The organism is Achromobacter sp. B7 (assembly GCF_003600685.1).
In the GTDB taxonomy this organism is placed as follows: domain Bacteria; phylum Pseudomonadota; class Gammaproteobacteria; order Burkholderiales; family Burkholderiaceae_B; genus Achromobacter; species Achromobacter spanius_B.
Map to the genome: position 1 here is coordinate 1,998,037 of NZ_CP032084.1, position 24,218 is coordinate 2,022,254.

Below are 24,218 nucleotides of genomic sequence, written 5' to 3' on the forward strand. Positions count from 1 at the left end.
TGCTTGCCGCGCGTCAGGCGCCGGCGTGGCCCAGGCCTTGCAGGAATGCGTCCAGCGCAGGCCCGATCGCCTGCACCATATAGCCGCCTTCCTGCACGACGACGGTGGGCAGGCGCAAGCTGGCCACGCGCGCGCCAATGTCGCGGTACGCGTCGATGTCCAGCTTCAGCACGCTGATGGGGTCGTCCTTGTAGGTGTCAAAGCCCAACGCCAGCACCAGCGCTTGCGGGGCGTACCCAGACAGTGCCGTCAGCGCGGTGTCCAGCGCGGCCAGGAACGGGTCGTTGCCTGAACCGTGCGCCAGCGGCAGGTTCAGGTTGCAGCCTTCGCCCGCGCCATGGCCACGTTCCTCGGCGTAGCCGGTGTAGAAGGGGTAGTAGGCGCCGGGGTCGGCGTGCAGCGACACCGTCATGACGTCCGCGCGCTGGTAGAAGATGTTCTGCGTGCCGTCGCCATGGTGGGCGTCCACATCCAGCACCGCCACTTTGGACCAGGTCTGTAGCAGGCGGCTGGCCGCCGCCGCGCTGCTGTTCAGATAGCAGAAGCCGCCGGCGCGATCCCGGTGTGCGTGGTGGCCTGACGGCCGGCACAGCGCGTACGCCATGCCCGACGTGCCGGCAACGTGATCGGCGGCCGCCACCGCACTGTGCGTGGAGCGCAGCGCCGAACGCCAGGTCTGCGGCCCGATGGGGCAAGACAGGTCGCTTAGGTAGTACCCCGCTTGCGCCACGATGGACGGAGACGGGCAGGGCCCGCGCCCCGCCTGCTCCACGCGGCCGTTGTAGTAAGGCGATAGGTTGGGCAACACTTCCGGGCCCGGGTCCACGCCGGGCGCCTTCAACGATTGCCAGCGCGTGTAGGCGGTTTCCAGGAAGTTCAGGTAGTCGGCGCTGTGGATGCTTTCCAGCGGTTTGCGGCCATAGTCCGAAGGCGCCTGGACCTGGATGCCGCGCGCTGTCAAAGCGCCTTGCAGGCTTTCCGCTCGGGACGGCAGGTCGGTAGGCGCGCTGATCCGCCCCAAGCGCATGAACTGCTGCGGGGTGTGCAGCAATTGTTCTTCCGAGAAAAACGCCTTCATGGTGGTCCTCGCTGACGCGTCAAGCCTGTTTGATTTCGATTTCGACAAAAACGAATTCGGTGTCGCTGGGGTTGATGACGTTGTGCTCAACGCCAACCGGTCGATAGTAGGCGATGCCGGTGGTGAGTTGGCTGGTGACCTCGCCGTCGGGCGTTTCCAGCAACAGCGGGCCGGTCGTTTGCGGGACCACGACGTAGTTCATGCCGTGGCGATGCCAGCCGGTTTCACCACCGGGCGGAAAGCGCCATTCGGTGACGGTGACGCGGTCGTTGTCGATCTGCACGGTGGGAATGGCGGCGGGGCGTTGCACGGGGGATGCTCCTGAAGTGGTCATGCGTCGTGGTGTCGGTGTGGGTGTGGGTGTAGGGGGCGATCAGGCCATTGTCGCTTGCGTGGGGTCCCAGTGCTGACCGGGCACGGCGGCAATCAACTGGCGCGTGTAGGCATGCTGCGGCTTGTCGAAAATCTGGGTCGGCGACCCGTATTCCACGACCTTGCCACGGTGCATTACCAGCACGGAATTGCAGATCTGCGCCGCGACCCGCAAATCGTGGGTGATGAATACCAGCGCAATCTGCAAGCGCTGTTGCAAGTCGTGCAGCAGTTGCAGCACCTGCGCCTGCACCGAGACGTCCAGCGCCGACACGGATTCATCGGCCACCAGCACCTTGGGTTCCAGCGCCAGCGCCCGCGCGATGCCGATGCGCTGGCGTTGCCCGCCCGAGAACTGGTTGGGGTAGCGATCAAAGGCGGACGGGTCCAGCCCCACCAGCGACAGCAGTTCGCGCACGCGCGCCTCGGCCTTGGCGCGCGGCACGCCGTTGGCCACGGGGCCATCGCTGATGATGCGGCCCACGGTGTGGCGCGGGTTGAGCGAGGCAAAAGGGTCCTGGAAGATCATCTGGATATCGTGGCGCAGCGGGCGGAAACGCGATTCCGACATCGCGGCGATATCCTGGCCATTGAAGATCAGTTGCCCGCCGTTGATGCCCACCAGCTTCAGCAGGCATTTGCCGATCGTCGATTTGCCCGACCCGGATTCGCCGACGATGCCCAGTGTTTCGCCACGTCGTACGCTGAAGCTGACGCCGTCAACGGCATGCACCTCGCGTTTGCCGCCGAGCCAGCCGTGGCCGATGACGTACGTCTTCTTCAGGTCTATCACTTCCAGCACGGGCGCGTCATTGGCGGTGGCCACGCGTTCCTCGCCACGCCGATGCGGCACCGCCGCGATCAGCCGTTGGGTGTACGGGTGGCGCGGACGGTTCAGTACGTCTTCGGCGGGGCCTTGCTCCACCAACACGCCTTTTTCCATGACGGCGACACGGTGGGCAATTTCGGCCACCACGCCGAAATCGTGCGTGACAAACATCACGCCCATGCCTTTCTCTTTCTGGATGCGCGCAATCAGCGCCAGGATCTGCGCTTGCGTGGTGACGTCCAGCGCCGTGGTGGGCTCGTCCGCGATCAGCAGGGCTGGCTCCAGCGCCAGCGCCATGGCGATCATCACGCGTTGGCGCTGGCCGCCCGACAGCCGGAACGGATACACGTGATACAGCGTTGCCGGGTCCGGCAAGCCCACAAAATCCAGCAATTCAAGCGTGCGCTTCATACGCTCGGCGCCCGGGTAGGCATCGTGTACGCGCATGACTTCGCTGATCTGCTCCCCCACGGTCATCAACGGGTTCAGCGCCGACAGGGGTTCCTGGAAAATCATCGCCATGTCCTTGCCGCGCATGGCTTGCAACGTGGCTTCGTCCTGCTGCAACAGGTCTTTGCCGCGAAAGAGAATGCGGCCCTGCTGCGGCGTCAGGTAGTCCGGCAGCAGGCCCATGATGGCGTTGGCGCTCATGGACTTGCCCGATCCGGATTCCCCCACGATGCACAGGATTTCGCCGGCGCGGATGTCGTAGGAAACGTCTTGCACGGCAAAGGGCCGGTCGCCGCCGCGAGGCAGCGCGATACTCAGGTTCTGGATGGACAGCAAGGGCGTGGCTTCGGTCGTCATGTTGGCCTCCTATTCGCCGCGCTTGCGCAGTTGGGGGTTCAGGGCGTCGTTCAAGCCTTCGCCGATCAGGTTGATGGCCAGCACCGTCAACAGGATGGCCACGCCGGGCCACACACTCATCCACCACGCTTCGCGGATCATCGTGCGCGCCGCGCCGATCATGAAGCCCCAGCTCATCAGGTTGCGGTCGCCCAGGCCCAGGAAGGACAAGGACGATTCTGTCAGGATGGCGGTGGCCACCATGAACGAGGCCGACACGATGATGGGCGACATGGCGTTGGGCAGGATCTGCGTGCTGACGATGCGCGCCGGCGTCTGGCCAATGACGATGGCCGCCTGGACGAATTCGCGCTGCTTGAGCGTCATGAATTCAGAGCGCACCAGCCGCGCGGCGGGGGGCCAGGACACGACGGCGATTGCACCCATGATGGAATAGACCGATGGGCTCAGGATGGCGACCAGCACCACGGCCATGGCCAACTGCGGAATGGTCTGGAAGAACTCGGTGAAGCGCATCAGCGCGTCGTCCACGCGGCCGCCGCAGTAGCCGGCCACCGAGCCGACCAGGATGCCGAACAGCAATGCCACCGCCGTCGACAGCAGGCCCACCATCAGGGACACCCGCGCGCCCCACACCAGGCCGGCGGTGATGTCGCGGCCCAGCATGTCGGTGCCGAACGGGAAGTCGGCATTGGTGAACGGCGGAATCAGCGGGTCGGCCACCATCATCCAGGGGGATTCTTGATACAGCAGCGGCGCGGCCAGCGCCACAATGACGACGACCAGCATGATGGCAAGACCGGCCACCGCGCCGTAGTTGCGCATATAACGTCGGGCAAAAGCTTTCATGCGGCGGCTCCTTGCTGCGCGCCCGCGGCGATACGCGGATCAATCAGGCGGTACAACACATCGGTCAGCAGGTTGAACACCACCACCATGATGGAGGTGACCAGGAAGATGCCCAGCAGCAGCTGATAGTCGCGCTGAAGCAGGGCGTCGAACATCAGGCGCCCGATGCCCGGCCAGGCAAACACGGTTTCGGTCAGCACCGCGCCGCCCGCCATCTGGCCCAGTTGAATGCCGGCGAACGTAATGACGGGCAGCAGTGCGTTGCGCAGCACGTGCACGCGGATCACGCGGCTGGGGCTCACGCCCTTGGCGCGCGCCGTTTTCACGAAGTCCATGCCGATCACTTCCAGCATCGACGCCCGCGTCAGCCGCACGTACACGGCCATGAAGAAGCAACCCAGGGTGACGGTGGGCAGGATCAGGTGTTGGGCGATGTCCGAGGCGCGCGCCCAGCCGGTCAGGCCCGAGCCCACGGTTTCCATGCCGAATGCGGGCAGCCAGCCCAGCACGACGGAGAACAGCAAAATGCCCATCAGCGACAGCCAGAACAGCGGCGTGGCGTACAGCAGCAGCGCGCCGGTCATCACCGAACTGTCGATCCAGCGGCGCTTGTTGCGGTAACGCGCCTTGGCCGCGACCACGCCCAGGAAGACACCCAGCACGATGGAAAACAAAAAGGCGCAGGACATCAGCAGGAACGTGGCGGGCAGGCGCTCGACGATCAAGTCCAGCACGGGGACGTGGTTGCGGTACGAAAAGCCCAGGTCCAGCTGGACCACGCCCTTCAGGTACAGCATCAGCTGCGTCAGGATGGGTTTGTCCAGGCCGAAAGCCACGCGCAGCTGGTCGACATAGGCGGCATCGCCCGCGCCGGCCTGGCCCGCCAGCACGGCAGCCGGGTCGCCGGGCGCCAGCCGGATCAGAAAGAAATTGATGATGACCACGCCCAGCACGACCACCAGGGCCTTGCCGACGCGGGACAAGAAAAAGGAAAGGAATTTCATGCTTGGGATGTCCTCTCGGGCTGAACGCGGGCGGCCGGGGGCGTGCCCATGCGCTGCCGGGATCCGCCGCCGCAAGGGCTTTGCGGCGGCGTCTTGCTGCGCTTACTTTTCGATGTAGACGTCGTCGAACGATTCGTTCAACCCGATCGCGGTCTTGACCAGGTTCTTCACGTTGGCGCGGTACAGGGTCGGGAATTCCATATCCACCAGGTAGCCGTTGGCCACGTCATTGACCAGCGTGGTTTGCAGCTTGGTGTAGATTTCCTGGCGCTTGGCCGGATCAACTTCAGAGGCGGCGGCTTCCCATAGCTTGTCGGTCTCGGGGTTGCTGTAGCCCTGCACGTTGGCAAACGGCGAACCCTTGACGATGTTCGACGAGATATACAGCCGCTGCACGCCCAGCGCGGGGTCGCCGTACTGGTAGGTGAACGTGGTGGTCAGGTCGAAGTCCCAATTGCCCGTGCGGCTGGCCCAGCCGCCCGCGTCAGTGGATTCCACATTGACCTTGAAGCCCAGTTGTTCCAGCGCCTGCTTGGTGTATTCGCCCAGGCGATCCCACGTGGAACCGTACGGAAAGCTCAGTTGGCGAATCGTGTAGTCCTCGGGCTTGATGCCCGATTCCTTGATCAGCGCGCGCGCCTTCTTCATGTCGAACGGCATCGCCGGCATGTTCTTGTCGTAGAACATCTCGGTCGTCACGAAGGGGCTGGTGGACACCTTGCCCAGGCCGAAGAAAATATTGTTGACCACCATGTTGCGGTTCATCGCGGCCATGATGGCCTGACGCACCTTCAGGTTGTCGAACGGGGGCTTGCGCATGTTGAAGATCAGGTAAGCCTGCGGCGAGAACATTTCCCAGCCGGCAGTGGTGTATTCCACCTTGGGCAGGGCGCGCAGGCGCTTGATGTCGACGTTGTCCACGTCACCGCCACGCAGCACGTCCACGCTGCCGCGTTCGAACGCGACCGCGCGCGAGGCCGCGTCGGGAATCACGTTGAACACCAGTTCATCCAGATACGGCTTGCCCGGCTTCCAATAATCGGGGTTGCGCGTCAGCTTGATGTATTCGCCGCGCTTCCATTCCTTGAACATGAACGGACCGGTGCCCACGGGCTTCTGGTTGGCCGGGTTGGTCATGAAGTCCGTGCCGGCGTACAGATGCTTGGGCATCATGGGCGCAAAGCCAGGTTCGAACATCAGCATGAAAGCGGGGAAGGGCGTCTTCAGCTTGATTACCACCGTTTTCGCGTCCGGGGCGGTCACCGAATCGACAAACTTGTTCAAGATGACGCGGGCGCGCGCATGCGTCTTGGGCAGCATCTCGGAAAGCGAGAACACCACGTCTTCCGACGTGAACGGCTTGCCGTCATGCCACTTGACGTTGTCTTGCAGGTGGAACGTGTAGGTCAGCCCGTCGGCCGCCGCTTCCCACGATTTGGCCAGGCCGGGCTGCGGCTTCAGGCCGGTGGAATAGGTCAGCAGGCTTTCGTAGATCTTGCCCGCGACAAATTGCGTGGGGCCTTGCTGGTTGATGGCCGTGACGATCACGGGCGGCTCGGGCTGCACGATCATGTTCAGCGTGCCGCCTTTGGTCTGCGCCAAGGCTTGCGTGGCGGGTAGCGCGGCCGCAAGGACCAATGCGCCGATGCTTAGGGAGAACCATTTCTTCGATTTCACTGCGAGCCTCCGGGCTGGAAAGGGACTGACAGGTGACCGCCGCTGCGCGGCGGATGCCGTGCTTTGACAAGCAAACCTTGTGCCACCTGGGTTTATCAGGGGTACTACAGGTAAAGCCGCTACCGCCATGCTTCGTACAGGTGCTGGGTAAGGCAGGCCGCGCACCAATGCGGCGAAATCGGCGGTGCACGCGCGGCGAGCCGAAAGACGTGGTGTCGTCGGCATCGGCCGCGCGGCGATCCGCGAGGAAACAGTTGCCGCTATCTTGCGGCGTTGGCCCGCGCCACCATGGCGTCAAGCAGGACGTTGCAGCCGGCTTCCAGATGCTCGGGTTGCGCGTCCTCAATTTCGTTGTGGCTGATGCCGTCTTTGCAGGGCACGAAGATCATGGCGGTGGGCGCCACCGCGGCCATGTAGACGGCGTCGTGCCCCGCGCCCGTCACGATGTTCATCGCCGGCAGGCCGCGACTGGCGGCGCCTTGCCGGACCTTGTCCACCAGGTCGGTATCAAAGGGCGTGGGGCGGAAATACTGCACGTCTTTCAAGTCCACCTGCACGCCATGGGCCACGGCGATGTCATCGCAAGCCCGGCGCCATTGCTGGTCCATGCGCGTCAACGTGGCTTCGTCTTCGTGGCGCAGGTCGGCGGTAAAGCGAACCTGGCCGGGGATGACGTTGCGCGATCCCGGGTGCGCGTGGATCTCGCCCACGGTGCCACGCCCGTGCGGCTGGTGCGCGTTAGCGATGTTGATGACGGTCTGCACCAGAAAACTGGCGGCAAAGAGCGCGTCGCGGCGAATCGCCATCGGTGTGGGGCCCGCGTGCATTTCCATGCCGGTCACCGTGACGTCGTACCAGCGCAGGCCCAGCGACCCGGTCACGACGCCGATGGTCTTTTTCTCGTGTTCAAGAATCGGGCCCTGTTCGATATGGGCCTCGAAGTAGGCGTCCACCGGGCGCCCGCCTACCGGGTCCGTGCCCGCGTATCCGATCGCGGCCAGCTCATCGCGTACCGAGATGCCTTGCGCGTCGCGGGCCGACAGCGCGGTTTCCAATGGGAACTTGCCGGCGAATACGCCGGACCCCATCATCACGGGCACAAAGCGCGAGCCTTCCTCGTTGGTCCAGATCGCCACTTCCAGCGGCGCTTCCGTCTGGACGCCGGCGTCGTTCAATGTGCGCATGACTTCCAGGCCGGCCAGCACGCCGTAGCAGCCGTCGAACTTGCCGCCCGTGGGTTGGGTATCGATGTGGCTGCCGGTCATGACGGGCGGCAGGTCGTTATTGCGGCCGGCGCGGCGCGCAAAGATGTTGCCCACCTGGTCCACCCGCACCGTCATGCCGGCATCGCGCATCCAGCCAGTGACAAGGTCGCGGCCCTGGCCGTCCAGCGCGGTCAGCGCCAATCGACAGTTGCCGCCTTTTGGCGTGGCGCCGATGCGCGCAAGGTCCATCAGCGACTGCCACAGGCGTTGGCCGTTGATGGACAGGGAAGACGTAGTCATGGGTTGCCTCGATGGTCGGTAAGGGGATCGAAGTCTTCGCGCAGGCGCGCCAGGATGCCAAGCAGGTGCGTGTGCATGGCGTGGCGCGCGCGAATCGGGTCTCGCGCCGTGATGGCGTTCAGGATGCGTTGATGCTCGGCATGGGCGGCGACCCACGCTTGCGTCGTGACGAAATAGTCCTGCATGCGGCTATACAGCGAACTGGACTGGCTTAGATTCCACAGATGCGCCACGGCTGACGCCAGCGCCGCGTTGCCGCAGGCCGCGCCGATGGCGCTGTGGAACGCGCGGTCATGGCGGCCGGGCGAGTCGGTCAGCGACATGGCGGCATGGGCATCGCGGATGCCGGCAATCTGTGCGGGCGTGGCCTGGTGCGCGGCCAGCGCCGCGCATTCCGGTTCGATCAGCATGCGCGCTTCAAGAAGGTCGAATGGCCCGATGTCGTCCTGTTCGGCCAAGGCCGGCGCGCCCATGGCGGCCGTTGCGGGAAACGCGGCGCCGTCCGGCGAGGTCGTGACGAACACCCCGGTGCCGACGCGAACTTCGACGTAGCCTTCGATTTCCAGCGCAATCAGTGCTTCGCGGATCGAGGCCCGACTCACTTGCAGTTGTTCGGCCAGCTCGCGCTCGGAAGGCAGGCGCGCGCCGCGCAGGAAATCACCCGCCCGGATGCGGCCGGCGATCTGGTCGGCAATCATGCGATACAAGCGGGTGGCGGCGACGGCCTGAAAGGTGCTCATCGTGGCGTGGAGTTGTCATGGCCTGGTGGTCAGGCCACCAATATAGGCACGCCGCCTTTGAAATAGAAGGGGAAATTTACGTTTTCAGGGAAAACGATCAGAGGGAATCTACGTCTTCCTATCCGGTGGTCAGGCCAGTTAGGCGACGTTAGTGTCTGGCCTGAAGCGGGCGTTGGCGTTGCGCCAGCGCCGCTTGCTTGCATGCCCGGTTTAGGGCTCGTTCGTGAACGCGCGGACCAGGCGCGCGATGCCGTCCAGTTCGTCCTGGGCGCCCTCTACCCATTCGGGCTTTTCAAAGGGGCTGTCGGACGGGGCGTTGTCCATGCCGGCCTTCAGGTCGTTAAGCAGTTCCAGCGCCATGTCGGTAGCTTGCGGGCTGCTGCGGGTGGATAGGGCGATGGCAATTGCCACCGCCTGGCGCATGGCCAACAGGCGGCCGTCCAGTTCAGTGCCCATGAGGTGTCCTTGTTGTGCAACGTAAAAGCCGCATTTTACGGGCGTGACCCGGCGCCCGCCCAAGACGCCGCCGGGTTTGCGCCAGATCAAGTTGCGGTGACCCGCAAGGGCGAATAATCCAGGCTATGCAAGCCGCCCTAAGCCCCGTCGTTTCATCGCCCGCGCCTGCCGCCGCCGAACCGTTCTTTCCCCCTCGATTGTTGGCGAGGCTGGACAAGAACGGGCCACGCTACACCTCGTATCCCACCGCCGACCGCTATCACGGCAATTTCGGCGAGCAGGACTATCGCAACGCGCTGCGGCAGCGTCGCGCCAACGCCGCGACCGAGCCGCTGTCGCTATATGTGCACATCCCGTTCTGCGATTCGGTCTGCTATTACTGCGCGTGCAACAAGGTGGTCACGCGTCATCACGACCGTGCGGTGCGCTACCTGGAAGCGCTGGCGCAAGAGATCGCCTTGCACGTGAAGGAGCTTGGCCCGGGCGTGCCGGTGTCGCAACTGCACTTTGGTGGCGGAACGCCTACGTTTCTGTCCGATGCGGAGCTCACCCGTTTGATGCAGGACCTGAGATCGGCATTCCGGTTCGAGAACGATGCCGAAATTTCGATCGAAGTCGATCCTCGCACGGCTACGCCCCAGCGCCTGGCGCACCTTCGGCAGTTGGGCTTTAACCGCCTGAGCTTCGGCGTGCAGGATTTTGACGAGCGGGTGCAAAAGGCGGTGCATCGGGTGCAGTCTTTTGACGACGTGCGGGCGCTGATGCAAAGCGCGCGCGCCCTGGGCTACGACTCGGTCAACATGGACCTGATCTACGGGCTGCCGTTGCAGACCACGGAATCGTTCGCGCGCACGATCAAACAGGTGGTGGCGTTGCGACCCGACCGCATTGCGCTGTACGCCTACGCGCACCTGCCCGAGCGCTTCAAGCCCCAACGCCGCATCCATGAAGCGGACCTGCCCAATCGCGAGACCCGGGTGGGCTTGCTTGGCGCGGCCATCGACGGCTTTCTGCAGCAGGGCTACACGTACATCGGCATGGACCATTTCGCGCTGAACACCGACGCGTTGGCCATCGCCAAGCAGCGTGGGCAGCTGCACCGGAATTTCCAGGGCTATAGCACCCAGCCCGACCGCGATCTGGTCGCCCTGGGCGTGTCCGCCATCGGCCGCATCGGCAACACGTACAGCCAGAACGCAAAAGTGCTGGACGCCTATTACGGCGCGGTCGAATCCGGCCATTTCGCGGTGGAACGCGGGCTCAGCCTGTCCAGCGACGACCTGGTGCGGCGGGAAGTCATCATGGACATCATGTGCCAGGGCCGGGTGGACTTTGCTGCCGTCGAGGCGCGCCACGACCTGCGCTTTGGCGACTACTTCAGCCGCGAACTGCTGCAAATGGCGAACCTGGCCGAATTGGGCCTGGTCAATCTGCGCGCGGGCGAAGTAGAGGTTACCGGGCTGGGCTGGTACTTCGTGCGCGCGGTCGCCATGGCGTTTGACGGCTACCTGGGCAGCGCCGGCAGCGGCGCCAGCTATTCCCGCATCATCTGACGCGGCGCGTGCGCGGGGCGGCTTCATTCCGCGAATTTCTCGCGCAGGTATAGAGCCAGCGATAGATCGTCGGCCAGTTGCAGCTTTTGCATCGCCCGCCGCTTATGGGTGCTGATCGTCTTTTTGCTGCGCGACAGGCGCGCGGCTATCTGCGTGACGGACAGGCCCTGGCTGATATGGCGCAGGATCTCGATTTCGGATGTGGTCAGCATCGCGTGGGGGTGGTCGGGCAGCACGGGGCGAACCTTGCCGTCCTGCACGGACAGAAAGGTCTTCTTGTTGTTGAGTACGGCTCGAATGATTTCGGGCAGCAACACCATTCCCCATTGCTTGGCCAAATAGCCGTTGGCGCCGGCGCGATACGCGGCGTATTGCGTTTCCTGCCGGTTGCCCGCCGAAAACGTGATGAGCGCCAGGGCAGGGTAGTGCCGCCGCAGCCGCCGCAGGAAATTGACGCCGTCCCAGGGTTCCTGGGGCAGATAAAAATCCACCAGCGCTACATCACAGGGCGTATGACGCAGCTTCTCAAGCATTTCGCGCGCCGATGTCTCTCGGTGCAGCACCCGGAAGCCGGGGCGGCTTTCAAGATATGCACCCACGCCTAGGGCGACGACGGGGTGATCGTCCAGTATCGCCACCTTGATAACCGACGGCAGCCGCGACAGCAGCATATGCCTGCGTCCGCTTGAGCGCACGCCTTCGCCGCAGCGTGGCGGGTTGGAAATAGAGGCTGCTTTGGTCACACGTATTGGGACAGCTTTCATCGATGCTCCACAAGCCGGTAGCGCGAACCGCGTCGCGCTTTTCTCGGCCAGAGTTGAAGTCCGGAGCACGCTCCGCGCCTGGTCATAAATTTGCGATGGAAGGTTACGTTTTCGAAAGCCTGTCCGGACGGGAATCACCCGAATATCGGACCTTTGCACCCTGGAACGAGCATTCAATCAGCCGCAAGACTGGGCATATTCGCTTGACTGGCGCCCGGAAAAGGCGCAAAGGGTGCTACAATCGACACATTAATTTCGGTCGATCCGTTGGTTGCTGGGGTGCCCCCGGCCCGGTCTTGGTTGGTATCGATCGCGCAACCTTGCAACGCGCCGTCCTGGCGCGTTTGAACAGGCTCAGAATCATGCTTTTCCTGCTGGCACGAACTACGACCCGGAACTTTCGCCCTATGTCGCGTTAGTTTTTCGTGCGTCGGGTTTCACCGTGTCAGGTCAGCGGTAAGACTCAGCAAGACAACCAGAAAACGCGGCTATCAGGCCGCGTTTTTCGTTTTCGTTCATTGATTTTTTTCTCGTTCCAAGAACCCCAGGAAGCACTCCCGATGGTACAGATCACATTGCCCGATGGTTCGCAACGCCAATATCCGGGGCCGGTCACGGTCGCCGAAGTGGCTCAGTCGATCGGTACGGGCCTGGCCAAGGCCGCCTTGGGCGGCCGCGTGACGTTTGAAGGCGAGTCGTCCAAGCTGGTCGACACAAGCTATCGCATCGAAGGCGATGCGCGCCTGGCAATCGTGACCGCCAAGGACGCCGATGGCCTGGATCTGATCCGGCACTCGACGGCCCACTTGCTGGCCTATGCCGTGAAGGAGCTGTTTCCGGACGCTCAGGTCACCATCGGTCCCGTGATCGACAACGGCTTCTACTACGACTTCTCGTACAAGCGCCCGTTCACGCCCGAAGACTTGGTCGCCATCGAAAAGAAGATGGCCGAGCTTGCCAAGAAAGACGAGGTTGTGACGCGTGAAGAATGGTCGCGCGATGATGCCGTTGAATTCTTCAAGGGTATCGGCGAAAAGTACAAGGCCGAGATCATCGCGTCGATCCCGTCCAACGAGCCCCTGAGCCTGTATCGCGAAGGCGATTTCATCGACCTGTGCCGCGGCCCCCACGTGCCGTCCACCGGCAAGCTGAAGGTGTTCAAGCTGATGAAGGTGGCCGGCGCCTATTGGCGCGGCGACAGCAAGAACGAAATGCTTCAGCGCATCTATGGCACGGCCTGGGCCACCAAGGAAGAACAGGAAGCCTACCTGCACATGCTGGAAGAGGCCGAGCGCCGCGATCACCGCAAGATCGGCCGCGAACTTGACCTGTTCCACTTCCAGGATGAAGCGCCGGGCCTGATTTTCTGGCATCCCAAGGGTTGGGCGTTGTGGCAGCAGGTCGAGCAATACATGCGCGCCGTCTACAACAACAACGGCTACCAGGAAGTCAAGGCGCCGCAGATCCTTGATATTTCGCTGTGGAAGAAGACGGGCCACTGGGACAACTATCGTGAAAACATGTTCACGACCGAGTCCGAGAACCGCGTCTATGGCCTGAAGCCGATGAACTGCCCGGGCCACGTGCAGATCTTCAACGCCGGCCTGCATTCCTATCGCGAACTGCCGCTGCGCTATGGCGAATTTGGCCAGTGCCACCGCAACGAACCCTCGGGTTCGCTGCACGGCATGATGCGCGTGCGCGGGTTCACGCAGGATGACGGCCACATCTTCTGTACCGAAGATCAGCTGCAAGACGAATGCGCCGACTTCACGGCCCTGCTACAGAAGGTCTATCGCGATTTCGGCTTTACCGAAGTGCTGTACAAGGTCGCCACGCGTCCTGAAAAGCGCATCGGCTCTGACGAAGTCTGGGATACGGCCGAGCAGGCGTTGACGGAAAGCCTGCGCCGCACGGGTTGCGAATTCGAGATTTCCCCGGGGGAAGGCGCGTTTTACGGTCCCAAGGTGGAATACACCCTGAAAGACGCCATCGGGCGCCACTGGCAATGCGGTACCATTCAGGTCGACTTCTCCATGCCCGTGCGCCTTGGCGCCGAGTATGTCGACCAAAACGACCAGCGTCGTCCGCCGGTCATGCTGCACCGTGCCATCCTGGGTTCGCTCGAGCGTTTCATCGGCATGCTGATCGAAAACCATGCCGGCGCGATGCCGCCCTGGCTGGCCCCGGTGCAAGCCGTTGTATGCTGCATTTCTGAACCTTCGGCCGATTATGCGGCTGAAATAACACAAAGCCTGAAAAAACAAGGCTTTAGAGTAGAGTCCGATTTGCGTGGTGAAAAAATCACTCGTAAAATCCGGGAGCACAGCCTGCAAAAGGTGCCGTACATTCTTGTCGTCGGCGACAAGGAAAAACAAAACGGCACCGTAGCCGTCCGCGGTCTGGGTGGATTGGACCTTGGCGCCATCGCATACGACGAATTCGTCGCGCGATTGTCCGAGGATGTTTCTGCCCGTCGCGACGTCAATCAACCTGATAGCAGTGCTGCTTAACATTTCTAGGAGCTTTCAACATCGCCACTGAAAAAGCCAATCGCATCAACGGTGAAATCCGCGTCCCCGAGGTGCGCCTGATAGGTCTGGACGGAGAACAGCTGGGCATCGTCAAGATCGCCGACGCGTTCCGTCTTTCCGAGCAAAGCGACGTGGATCTGGTGGAAATCGCGCCGAACGCCGAGCCGCCGGTCTGCCGTTTGATGGACTACGGTAAGTTCAAGTACCAAGAGCAGAAGCGCCAAGCTGAAGCTCGTTCCAAGCAGAAGGTCATCCAGGTCAAGGAAGTCAAATTCCGTCCGGCCACCGACGAGGGCGACTACCAAGTCAAGCTGCGCAACCTGCGCCGCTTCCTCGAAGAGGGCGACAAGGCCAAGGTGACCCTGCGCTTCCGTGGCCGCGAAATGGCTCACCAGGAACTGGGTATGCGTGTGCTTGAACGTGTGCGTGACGATCTGCTGGAACTTGCCCAGGTCGAAGCCATGCCGAAGCTCGAAGGCCGTCAGATGGTCATGGTGCTGGCGCCCAAGAAGAAGGCCGTGCCCGCTGCGGGCAAGCCTGAATCTGCCGCGTAAGTTCCAGCCATAGCCTTTGCAAGAAGGCTTGGCCGCTTCCCATCCGACCCGCCGTCCGTCACGTGACCGGCGGGTTCGCTTATTGGGCGGCTCTGCGCTACGATGTCATAAAGCCGCCTTCCCGCCAGGGAAGGCGGCGTACGTTCAGGGTGTCGCGATGCATGTTTTGTTCGTTTTGGATCCCTTGCCGCTTCTCAAGGCGTACAAGGACAGTTCGGTTGCCATGATGCGTGCCCTCGTGGCGCGCGGCCACACGCTTAGCGTGGCCATGCAGGGCGATCTCTACATCGAGGCCGGCACGGTCAAGGCCGTTACCACGCCGATCGCGCTGGTCGCGGATGCCGACTTGCACGGCCACGACTGGTGGACCGAGTCCCCCGCACAAGATCTGCCGCTGGCCGATTTTGGCGCCGTCGTGATGCGCAAAGACCCTCCTTTCGACATGGAATACGTGTATTCGACGCATCTGCTCGAATACGCCGAAGCGCAGGGCGCCCGCGTGTTCAACAGCGGCGCGGCCATTCGCAACCATCCCGAAAAGCTGGCCATCACCGAAATCAGCGAGTTCACCGCCCCGACGCTGGTGACGCGCAACATGGCTCGCCTGAAGGCGTTTCATGATACGCACCACGACGTGATCGTCAAACCGCTTGACGGCATGGGTGGCACGGGCGTGTTCCGCCTGCAACCCAAAGACCCCAACCTGAACGCCATCCTGGAAACGCTGACCGACAACGGCGCGCGCACCATCATGGCTCAGCGCTACATCCCTGACATCGTCAAGGGTGACAAGCGCATCCTGCTCATCGGCGGTGAGCCGGTGCCGTATTCGCTGGCGCGCATTCCGCTGGCCGGTGAAACGCGCGGCAACCTGGCCGCCGGCGGCCGTGGCGTGGCGCAGGAATTGTCGCCGCGCGATCGCGAAATCGCCGAAGCCGTCGCCCCCAAGCTTGCCGCTCGCGGCCTGCTGCTGGTCGGCTTGGACGTCATTGGCGATTACGTCACCGAAGTCAACGTCACCAGCCCCACCTGTTTCGTCGAGATTGCCGAACAGACTGGCTTCGATGTCGCGGGCATGTTCGTCCAGGCGCTTGAAAAAGCCGTGGCGAATACTGCCCCGGCAGCCTGATCTTTCTGGAATCCGTCATGACCACGGGTATTGTTATCGTCGTGCACGCGCCTTTGGGCGCGGCGATGCGCGAATGCGCCAGCCACGTCATGGGCGACCTTGACGGCATGCTGGCCATTCACGACATCCTGCCCGAGGACCGGCCCGATGAGCAGGCACCGGCCGTCCTGAAAGATATTCTTGAACAGGATCACGGCGCCGGTGTGCTGGTGCTGACGGACCTGATCGGCGCCACCCCCGCCAATATCTCCAAGCGCGCCGTGGCCGATGCCCAGGCGCAGGGCATTCAGTGCTGTGTCCTGGCCGGCCTGAATACCCCCATGCTGCTGCGCGCCTTGACCTATCGCAATCTACCGCTTGCCGATACGCGCGAAAAGGCCTTGGCCGGCGGCGTGCAGGGTGTCTTGCGTGTAGACTGACGGGCAGGAATTTGCCCTATTATGTCGGCTGGTATTTCCGGTCGAAATGCGGTTGACGGTTTGCCTCTTTGCTGCGATCAACACTGCGGCGTTAATCCGCGGTCATAATATTTCCTATGCCTACTAAAGACATCGTCATCAGCAATAAATTGGGTTTGCATGCGCGGGCCGCCGCCAAGCTGACGCAACTGGCCAGCAAGTTCTCCAGCGAGATCTTCATCTCGCGTGGCGCGCAACGCGTGAACGCCAAAAGCATCATGGGCGTCATGATGCTGGCGGCCGGGCTTGGCGTGACGGTCAAACTGGAGGCTTCCGGCAATGACGCCGATCAAGCCCTTTCCGAAATCGAAACTCTGTTCGACAGCAAATTCGGTGAGCAGGAATAGAACACCCCCTGAATCCGCCGGCCCTGGCGTTGCCGAGGCCGGCCCGTCTACGACCCTGAACATCGCCCACGACGGGGCTGGCCGCGCCAGCCCCGTCGTTTGTCTTTATGGCAAAGGCGTTGCCAAGGGATATGCCATCGGCCGCGCGGTCGTCATGGGCGCCGCGGCGCTGGAAGTGGCGCACTACCGGATATCACCCGAAGATGTGCCCGCCGAAAGCAGCCGCCTGACCGAGGCCCTGGCATCGGCGCAACAAGAGCTTCGGCTATTGGCCGACACCTTGCCCGCCGACGCGCCGCGCGAGCTGGGCGCCATGCTCAACGTGCACAGCCTGCTCTTGGGTGACCCCTTGCTGGCCGAGCAAACGCTGGGCCTGATCGCCGAACGTCACTACAACGCCGAGTGGGCGCTGACCACGCAAGGCCAGATGCTGGGCCAGCAGTTCGACGCCATGGAAGACGAGTACCTGCGCGAGCGTGGGGCCGACGTACGCCAGGTCATCGAGCGCGTGCTGCATGTGCTTGCCGGCACGTCCGCCATCCTGCCCGACATGTCCCACATGGGCGGCGACGATGCGCTGGTGGTCGTGGCTCACGACATTTCTCCGGCGGACATGCTGCGCTTGCGCGGCGGCCGCTTCGCCGCTTTCGTGACCGATCTGGGCGGCCCCACGTCCCATACCGCCATCGTGGCGCGCAGCATGGGCGTGCCGGCCGTGGTTGCCATGGGCAACGTACGCGAGCTGGTACGCGATGGCGACATGCTCATCATCGACGGCGCGGCCGGCGCGGTGGTGGTCAATCCGTCTGACCGCATTCTTCAGGAATACCGCCGCCGCCAGGCCGTGTACGCCGATGAACGCGCAGAGCTGGGCCTATTGCGCGACGAGCCTTCCGTGACGCTGGATGGCATCGACATCGTCCTGCACGCCAATATCGAACTGCCGGAAGAGGCCGCGCTGGCGCTGGCGTCCGGCGCGCACGGCATCGGCCTGTTCCGCAGCGAATTCCTGTTCATGGGCCGGCCGGACCTGCCCGGCGAAGAAGAGCAATACGAAGCCTATTCATCAGTGGTCAAGGTCATGGCCGGCAGGCCCGTCACGATCCGCACGCTGGACATCGGGTCGGACAAGACGCTGGACGGCGAAGCCACCGTGGCTACCAATCCCGCGCTGGGCCAGCGCGCAATCCGCTACTGCCTGGCGCGTCCGGAAATGTTCGCCACGCAGCTGCGCGCCATCTTGCGGGCATCGGCGCACGGCCCGGTTCGGTTGCTGATCCCCATGATTGCGCACATGCACGAAGTGGTGGCCACCAAGGCTGCCATCGAGGCGGCGCGCCGCGAGCTTGATGCGCGTGGGCAGGCGTATGCGCCGCACATGGAAGTGGGTGCAATGGTGGAAGTGCCCGCCATCGCAATCGCCATCGAGCCCTTCGCGCAGGCGCTGGATTTCCTGTCTATCGGCACCAACGACCTGATCCAGTACACGTTGGCCATTGACCGTGGCGACCATGATGTTGCCGCGCTGTACGACCCGCTGCATCCCGCCGTGCTGCGCCTGGTGGCCAACACCATCAACGCGGGCGAGCGCGCCGGCAAGCCGGTAGCGGTGTGCGGCGAAATGGCGGGCGATTCACGCATGACACGCCTGTTGCTGGGCCTGGGCCTGACGGAATTTTCCATGCACCCGCAGCAGTTGCTGGACGTCAAGCGCGAGGTGCGGCGCGCGCATTCGAACGCCTTGCGGATCAAAGTGGCCACCGCGCTCAACCGTGCCTTGCCTGTCGACCTGGACGCGCTGGACCCGGCCTGAATCGGCCGGGCGGGCCGAATTTTCCGGTATTAGCCTGTATTGGCCTGTATTGGCCATTCCGAGCCTGCCAGACGTTGAGCGCCCCTGAACGGGGCGTTTTTCTTTGCCTTTGCATCCGGAGTCACCAATGAAAAACGGCGTCGGGGGGCAGCCCCCGACGCCGTTTCTGGCAAGCCCTGCGGCAGTCAAGCCGCAGGCTTGCAAACCGCTTTAGCTGTGATAAGCCGATTCGCCGTGGCTGGTGACGTCCAGACCTTCGCGTTCCTGATCTTCCGGCACACGCAGGCCGCACAGGGCGTTGGCGATCTTGTAGGCAATCCACGCCACCACACCGGACCAGACGATGGTCAGCAGCACGCCTTCCAGCTGCACCCACAGTTGGTGGGCGATCATGCCGGGTTCGGCCAGACCGGGGCCACCGAGGACCTGCGCATTGAACACGCCGGTCAGCAAGGCGCCGACGATACCGCCCACACCGTGCACGCCGAACACATCCAGCGCGTCATCGGCACGCAGCAAACGCTTCAGGCCATTCACACCCCAGACGCAGACGATGCCGGCGATCACGCCGATGATCAGTGCGCCCACCGGGCCGACCAGGCCGGCTGCCGGCGTGATGCCCACCAGACCCGCGATCGCGCCGGACGCAGCGCCCAGCATCGACGGCTTGCCCTTGACGGCCCATTCCGTGAACAACCAGGCCAGGACGGCACCGGCAGTTGCGATCATCGTGTTGAAGAAGGCCAGCGTGGCGTTCTCGTTGGCGGCCAGCGCCGAACCCGCGTTAAAGCCGAACCAGCCCACCCACAGCAGGGCGGCGCCCACGAAGGTCATCGGCAGGTTGTGCGGTTGCATCGCTTCGCGGCCGTAGCCCACGCGCTTACCCACCACATAAGCACCCACCAGGCCGGCCACACCGGCGTTGATGTGCACCACCGTGCCGCCGGCAAAGTCCAGTGCGCCCTTGGCGTTCAGCAGGCCAGGCGCCGTTTCGGACGCGAACCACACCATGTGGGCGATCGGCACGTAGGCAAACGTGAACCAGATCACCGTGAACACCAGCACGGCCGAAAAGCGGGCGCGCTCGGCAAAGCTGCCCACGATCAGCGCGCAAGTGATGCCGGCGAACGTGGCCTGGAACGAGGCGAACAGCAGCTCGGTCAGGGTGTTCGACATGGCGTACTTGCCGTCAGCCGGTGTGAACATGCCAGAGAAGAAGGCGCGCGACAGGCCGCCGAAGAATGCATTGCCTTCGGTGAAGGCGAGCGAATAACCGTAGATGAACCAGAGAACCAGGCCCAACACGAACGTGCACAACACTTGCAGCAACACAGACAGCACGTTCTTGCTGCGTACCAGGCCGCCATAGAACATCGCCAGACCGGGTACGGCCATCATCAATACGAGCAGGGTAGAGACGAGCAACCAGGAGATATCTGCTTTATCCATTTTCAGGCTCCAATGAGTCTTTCTTTATTTATTTACAGCGCAGCTTCGCCAGCTTCACCTGTGCGGATACGGATCACCTGTTCCAGCGGGGCGGCAAAGATCTTGCCGTCACCGATCTTGCCGGTACGAGCGGCTTGCTCGATCGCCTCGATGACCTGGTCCACAAGGTGATCGGGCACGGCGGCTTCGACACGCAGCTTGGGCAGAAAGTCCACGGCGTATTCCGCGCCGCGATACAGCTCGGTATGGCCCTTTTGACGGCCAAAACCCTTTACTTCGGTAACAGTCAGGCCCTGGACGCCGATCCCGGATAGAGCCACCCGCACTTCGTCGAGCTTGAAGGGCTTGATGATGGCGATGATGAGTTTCATGGCATTTCCTCTCATGGTTGCACGTTGGCTCCGACTATCAAGCAATATCCATGCCATGTTTCCTGGCGCGTGGAATGCGGGCTGCACGCGCGCATGTTGTGCCTGTACGCACCAATATGGGGCGTTATGCACCACGGAGCGGCCTCAATATGGTGCGTGATGCGCGCCATTGGGTGCATGCAACGAAATATGTTTCAAAAGCGGCATTTGTAGCCAGTTGATGCCGTGGCCGTTGCGGTTTGTATTGCCGTTTTCTTCGGTGCCCGCTTTGCCCGGTCGGTGTGAACCGGCCGCGAAGCGTTGCGGCGCAACGGTGACCCGGGTTTCAAGGCCGCCGTGTTCGGTATTCGGGCGGCTATTCAATTGGCCAAATGGAGGATTCCCTTGATACCAGGGATTACAGGCGTCGGCTTGTTGCCGGGGGACGGGTGAAGAAGAATCAAGACAGCTCCGGCTGAGGCAAGCGCCAAGCAGTAAGCAGCAAGCAACGTCAGGCGGCCAAATCGCAGTGGGCTGCCGTTGCTGGCACGACGCCGCTAGCGGCGCAATGCAAGCAGTCGTCGGATTTATATGCGCGATCGGCAAGCCAGATGGGTTGCCTGTAACGATGTTGGTAGGGGGTTGCCGCCATGGCAGCCCGGTTTTCTCCTGTGCTTTGATGGGCGGTCACCGCATGCGGCCCGCCCTTTTTTTTGGCACGCGCTGGCGAGGCGTGGCTGCGTCGGCTCGGCAAGGCACTACACTTGAGGCATCAAGAACCAGAGAGGCCGCTATGAATAATCGCACCCAGTGGATGGAAGACATCCAGAAAAATATTTCTGACCTGATTGCCCGCAGCCCGGCTGCGGATGTGGAGCGCAATGTGCGCGCCATGATGACGCAGGCGTTCTCGAAGCTGGACTTGGTCACGCGCGAAGAATTCGACGTACAAGCCGATTTGCTGGCGCGTACGCGCGCCCGCGTGGACCAGCTTGCCGCACAGGTACAACAGATGGAATCGCGCTTGTCCGCGCTGGACAAGTGATGTGCCGTCAGGGGCTAGCCGTTAGCAGCTAGCCGCTCGCCGTGAGTCGCTCACCGTGAGCCGCTCGGCAGTCCCCGTCACAAAGCAAAGCAGAACGACCGCACCGTGCGGTCGTTTTGCTTTGGGGAACAGGGAAGGGGGCGCACGCGCAAGCGATCTCGGAGAAGTGATCGGGGCCTGGCGATCGGGGGCAGGGGGGGCAGAGGAGGGGGAAACAGGAACGGGGAACAGGAACGGGGGGCAAGGAACAAGGGACATCATTGTCCCGCTCGGCCCATCGCGCCGGACGGAATTGCCGATACTGACGGTCTTGTATTCACGGAGACTGTCTTGACGCTTGCCGTACTTGCCAGCCGCGCGCTCAGTGGCATGCACGCGCACGCTGTTCGGGTCGAGACCCATTTGGGCCCCGGCCTGCCCAGCTTCAACGTCGTGGGGCTTGCGGACACCGAAGTGCGCGAAAGCCGTGAACGCGTGCGTGCCGCGATATTGAACAGCGGGTTTGATTTCCCGCCCGGCCGCATCACTGTCAATTTGTCGCCGGCCGACATCCCCAAGGAATCAGGTCGCTTTGATCTGCCTATCGCGTTAGGCCTGCTGCTGGCTTCCGGTCAGCTATCCGCGCCCGTTGCGGGCCAAGGGGAGGGGCAGCCAAGGGGGCCTGATCCCTCTTTGGTTGATCTGGTGTTCGCCGGCGAACTATCCCTGACCGGCGCGCTGGTGCCCGTTGCCGCACCCTTGGTTATTGCCTTGAGCGTGGCGCGGGATGCACCCGGCGCCACGCTGATACTGCCGGCGGGCAGCGCTGAAGAGGCCGCATGGGTGCCGGACCTGCGCGTTTTGTCCGCGCGCAGCCTGGCCGATGTCGCTGCGCATGCGGCCGGCTCGCATCGCCTTGCCGATGCCGTCCCCAAGGCATGGCCACAGGCGCCACCCGGGCCGTGCCTGTCGGATGTCCGGGGGCAGGCGGGTGCAAGGCGGGCGCTGGAAGTGGCGGCGGCGGGCGGCCATAGCCTGCTGATGGTGGGTCCGCCGGGCGCCGGCAAAAGCATGCTGGCGTCGCGTTTGCCGGGCTTGCTGCCGCCGCTGGATCGATCTCAGGCGTTGGAAGCGGCCGCCGTCTCCGCCTTGGCGGGCTTGCCGCAAACGTTGATGGGCCAGCCGCCGTTTCGCGCACCACACCATTCCGCCTCGGTCGCCGCCTTGGTGGGCGGGGGCAGCCGGCCCCGCCCCGGCGAGATCAGCCTGGCGCACAATGGCGTGCTGTTCCTGGACGAACTGCCCGAGTACAGTCGGCGCACGCTGGAAGCCTTGCGCGAGCCCTTGGAGGCGGGCAGGGTGGTTATCGCCCGGGCGTTACACGCGGCGCAATTTCCGGCGCGTTTTCAATTGATCGCGGCAATGAATCCCTGCCCGTGCGGATGGCGCGGGCACCCGGTGCGGGCCTGTGTATGCAAACCGGACCAGATTGCGCGCTATGTGGGCAAGATATCGGGGCCACTACTGGATCGGATCGACCTGCACGTGGCACTGCCACCCTCTGACCCCGAATCAATGGCGGGCCCGCCTGGCGAAGCCTCCGGGCACGTGCTTGAACGGGTCACGCGCTGCCGACAGCGGCAGCACGACCGTCAGGGCAAGCTGAACGCTGCGTTGAGCGGCGCCGAGCTGGATCAGCACTGTGTGATGCAGGCGGATGCGCAGGCGCTACTCTTTCAGGCCATGCGGCGTTTGTCGGGTTCCGGGCGGGCGCTGCACCGGGCGCTGCGCGTTGCCCGCACGATCGCCGATCTTGAAGGGGCCGACGCGCTGGCTGCCAGTCATGTTGCCCAGGCGGTTCAGTACCGCCGGCCGGGTTTGTAGGGTTCCTTGGAAGCCGGCTGTGCGTCCACCTGGGGTTTTTCCGCATTCCGGCTCGACAACACCCGGGAAATCACCATATAATCAAAGGCTTTCCCGGATCTGGCGTGCTTTTTAGCGGCAGACGTTCCAGGAAAGAAGTAGCAGCAAAGAAGTAGCAGCAAAGAAGTAGCAGCAAAGAGATAAGCCAAGCTGGCCGCGCTGAAAATCAATAGGCGTTTGCCGGTAGTAGTACAGCAATGTCTCGGCAGCAGTACCCAGCAATACCTCAGCAATACCCAGCAGTACCCCCCAAGAAGTGGCAACAGGTTTACAAGTTTTGCCGTTGTGTCGGTACCAGCCTTCGGGCTGCCAGCCACCAGCGCCCAAGCACCTCGCGTCATGTCAAATCAACAACGAGTTTAAGTTTAGGGAATCATCATGCCCAAGATGAAAACCAAGAAAAGCGCCTCCAAGCGCTTTAAGGTTCGCGGCAGCGGCTCCATCAAGCGCGGTCAGGCGTTCAAGCGCCACATTCTGACCAAGAAGACCACGAAGGCCAAGCGTCAATTGCGCGGCTCGACGGCCGTTCATGAATCCAACGTGGCCTCCGTCAAGGCCATGATGCCTTTCGCTTGATAAGGGAGACTTAATATGCCTCGCGTCAAACGCGGCGTAACTGCCCGCGCACGTCACAAAAAAGTCATTGCCGCCGCCAAGGGTTACCGTGGCCGCCGCGGTAATGTGTTCCGTATTGCCAAGCAAGCAGTCATGCGCGCTGGCCAATACGCCTACCGCGACCGTCGTAACAAGAAGCGCACGTTCCGTGCTCTGTGGATCACGCGTATCAACGCTGCTGTCCGCGAACATGGCGTCAGCTACAGCGTGTTCATCGCTGGTCTGAAGAAGGCTTCGATTGAACTGGATCGTAAGGTCCTGGCCGATCTGGCCGTGCGCGACAAGGCCGGCTTTGCCGCCATCGTGCAGCAAGCCAAGGCTGCCTTGGCTGCCTGATCGCGCGCTTTAACTCATCGCGCATCGCTGCAAACGGGGCTGTAATAGCCCC

Annotated in this window: 24 protein-coding genes; 11 read left to right on the forward strand and 13 right to left on the reverse strand. The window is 63.0% G+C overall.

The window, feature by feature from the left end:
- Positions 1–13: 13 nt before the first annotated feature.
- The 9 genes from DVB37_RS08960 to DVB37_RS09000 form a co-directional block, all read right to left on the reverse strand.
- Positions 14–1,078, reverse strand: coding sequence for a histone deacetylase family protein (locus DVB37_RS08960; protein WP_104145409.1), 1,065 nt, complete (start codon positions 1,076–1,078; stop codon positions 14–16).
- Positions 1,079–1,097: 19 nt separating this feature from the next.
- Entirely contained in the window at positions 1,098–1,388 is a 291-nt protein-coding gene (locus DVB37_RS08965; RefSeq protein ID WP_162941180.1) for a cupin domain-containing protein, read from the reverse strand.
- A 63-nt stretch (positions 1,389–1,451) separates the two neighbouring features.
- Positions 1,452–3,086 (reverse strand): ABC transporter ATP-binding protein, encoded by a 1,635-nt coding sequence (locus DVB37_RS08970; RefSeq protein WP_120154686.1) that lies wholly within the window; start codon positions 3,084–3,086, stop codon positions 1,452–1,454.
- 9 nt (positions 3,087–3,095) lie between these two features.
- Positions 3,096–3,935, reverse strand: a complete 840-nt coding sequence (locus tag DVB37_RS08975) for an ABC transporter permease (protein ID WP_104145406.1) — start codon at positions 3,933–3,935, stop codon at positions 3,096–3,098.
- Positions 3,932–4,939 carry an ABC transporter permease gene (locus DVB37_RS08980; RefSeq protein ID WP_162941181.1) on the reverse strand — a complete coding sequence of 336 codons (1,008 nt, stop codon included), beginning with the start codon at positions 4,937–4,939 and terminating at the stop codon, positions 3,932–3,934. The genes DVB37_RS08975 and DVB37_RS08980 overlap by 4 nt, the downstream gene beginning before the upstream one ends.
- Before the next feature lie 102 nt (positions 4,940–5,041).
- The gene (locus DVB37_RS08985) at positions 5,042–6,616 is read right to left on the reverse strand and encodes an ABC transporter substrate-binding protein (protein ID WP_120154688.1); all 1,575 of its coding nucleotides are present in this window, start codon (positions 6,614–6,616) and stop codon (positions 5,042–5,044) included.
- A 260-nt stretch (positions 6,617–6,876) separates the two neighbouring features.
- Positions 6,877–8,121 carry a Zn-dependent hydrolase gene (locus DVB37_RS08990; protein WP_120154690.1) on the reverse strand — a complete coding sequence of 415 codons (1,245 nt, stop codon included), beginning with the start codon at positions 8,119–8,121 and terminating at the stop codon, positions 6,877–6,879.
- Entirely contained in the window at positions 8,118–8,861 is a 744-nt protein-coding gene (locus tag DVB37_RS08995) for a FadR/GntR family transcriptional regulator (protein WP_120154692.1), read from the reverse strand. Before DVB37_RS08995 ends, DVB37_RS08990 begins: the two co-directional genes overlap by 4 nt.
- A gap of 210 nt (positions 8,862–9,071) precedes the next feature.
- Entirely contained in the window at positions 9,072–9,317 is a 246-nt protein-coding gene (locus tag DVB37_RS09000; protein WP_046807731.1) for a hypothetical protein, read from the reverse strand.
- A gap of 125 nt (positions 9,318–9,442) precedes the next feature.
- Between DVB37_RS09000 and hemN the strand changes: the two genes are divergently transcribed.
- Complete coding sequence (hemN, locus tag DVB37_RS09005) at positions 9,443–10,870, forward strand: oxygen-independent coproporphyrinogen III oxidase (RefSeq protein WP_162941182.1); 1,428 nt, start codon at positions 9,443–9,445, stop codon at positions 10,868–10,870.
- Between the two features lie 23 nt (positions 10,871–10,893).
- Here hemN and DVB37_RS09010 read toward each other — a convergent pair whose 3' ends face one another.
- Positions 10,894–11,634 carry a response regulator transcription factor gene (locus DVB37_RS09010; protein ID WP_052946146.1) on the reverse strand — a complete coding sequence of 247 codons (741 nt, stop codon included), beginning with the start codon at positions 11,632–11,634 and terminating at the stop codon, positions 10,894–10,896.
- Positions 11,635–12,194: 560 nt separating this feature from the next.
- Here DVB37_RS09010 and thrS point away from each other — a divergent pair.
- From thrS to ptsP, 6 genes are all read left to right on the forward strand, one after another.
- The gene (thrS, locus tag DVB37_RS09015; protein ID WP_120154696.1) at positions 12,195–14,147 is read left to right on the forward strand and encodes a threonine--tRNA ligase; all 1,953 of its coding nucleotides are present in this window, start codon (positions 12,195–12,197) and stop codon (positions 14,145–14,147) included.
- A 20-nt stretch (positions 14,148–14,167) separates the two neighbouring features.
- Positions 14,168–14,722 carry a translation initiation factor IF-3 gene (gene infC / locus DVB37_RS09020; protein WP_081451529.1) on the forward strand — a complete coding sequence of 185 codons (555 nt, stop codon included), beginning with the start codon at positions 14,168–14,170 and terminating at the stop codon, positions 14,720–14,722.
- Between the two features lie 157 nt (positions 14,723–14,879).
- Positions 14,880–15,851, forward strand: coding sequence for a glutathione synthase (gshB, locus tag DVB37_RS09025; protein WP_120154699.1), 972 nt, complete (start codon positions 14,880–14,882; stop codon positions 15,849–15,851).
- Positions 15,852–15,868: 17 nt separating this feature from the next.
- A complete protein-coding gene (locus DVB37_RS09030; protein ID WP_120154701.1) occupies positions 15,869–16,270 on the forward strand; it encodes a PTS sugar transporter subunit IIA in 402 nt (133 codons plus the stop codon).
- A 116-nt stretch (positions 16,271–16,386) separates the two neighbouring features.
- Complete coding sequence (locus tag DVB37_RS09035; RefSeq protein WP_046807727.1) at positions 16,387–16,656, forward strand: HPr family phosphocarrier protein; 270 nt, start codon at positions 16,387–16,389, stop codon at positions 16,654–16,656.
- A gap of 154 nt (positions 16,657–16,810) precedes the next feature.
- Complete coding sequence (gene ptsP / locus DVB37_RS09040) at positions 16,811–18,469, forward strand: phosphoenolpyruvate--protein phosphotransferase (protein WP_046807728.1); 1,659 nt, start codon at positions 16,811–16,813, stop codon at positions 18,467–18,469.
- Positions 18,470–18,679: 210 nt separating this feature from the next.
- Here ptsP and amt read toward each other — a convergent pair whose 3' ends face one another.
- From amt to DVB37_RS09055, 3 genes are all read right to left on the reverse strand, one after another.
- Positions 18,680–19,918, reverse strand: a complete 1,239-nt coding sequence (gene amt, locus DVB37_RS09045) for an ammonium transporter (protein WP_046807729.1) — start codon at positions 19,916–19,918, stop codon at positions 18,680–18,682.
- 32 nt (positions 19,919–19,950) lie between these two features.
- On the reverse strand, positions 19,951–20,289 hold the full coding sequence (locus tag DVB37_RS09050; RefSeq protein WP_006218735.1) for a P-II family nitrogen regulator: 339 nt from the start codon (positions 20,287–20,289) through the stop codon (positions 19,951–19,953).
- Between the two features lie 144 nt (positions 20,290–20,433).
- Positions 20,434–20,652: a hypothetical protein gene (locus DVB37_RS09055; protein WP_120154703.1), complete on the reverse strand. Its 219-nt coding sequence runs from the start codon at positions 20,650–20,652 to the stop codon at positions 20,434–20,436.
- A gap of 409 nt (positions 20,653–21,061) precedes the next feature.
- Between DVB37_RS09055 and DVB37_RS09060 the strand changes: the two genes are divergently transcribed.
- The 4 genes from DVB37_RS09060 to rplT all read left to right on the forward strand — a co-directional run bounded on the left by DVB37_RS09060 (position 21,062) and on the right by rplT (position 24,166).
- Positions 21,062–21,313: an accessory factor UbiK family protein gene (locus DVB37_RS09060; RefSeq protein ID WP_006218738.1), complete on the forward strand. Its 252-nt coding sequence runs from the start codon at positions 21,062–21,064 to the stop codon at positions 21,311–21,313.
- A gap of 330 nt (positions 21,314–21,643) precedes the next feature.
- Positions 21,644–23,176: a YifB family Mg chelatase-like AAA ATPase gene (locus DVB37_RS09065; protein ID WP_104145402.1), complete on the forward strand. Its 1,533-nt coding sequence runs from the start codon at positions 21,644–21,646 to the stop codon at positions 23,174–23,176.
- Between the two features lie 417 nt (positions 23,177–23,593).
- Positions 23,594–23,791 (forward strand): 50S ribosomal protein L35, encoded by a 198-nt coding sequence (gene rpmI, locus DVB37_RS09070; protein ID WP_006218740.1) that lies wholly within the window; start codon positions 23,594–23,596, stop codon positions 23,789–23,791.
- 15 nt (positions 23,792–23,806) lie between these two features.
- Positions 23,807–24,166, forward strand: a complete 360-nt coding sequence (gene rplT, locus DVB37_RS09075) for a 50S ribosomal protein L20 (protein WP_006218741.1) — start codon at positions 23,807–23,809, stop codon at positions 24,164–24,166.
- Positions 24,167–24,218 lie beyond the last annotated feature (52 nt).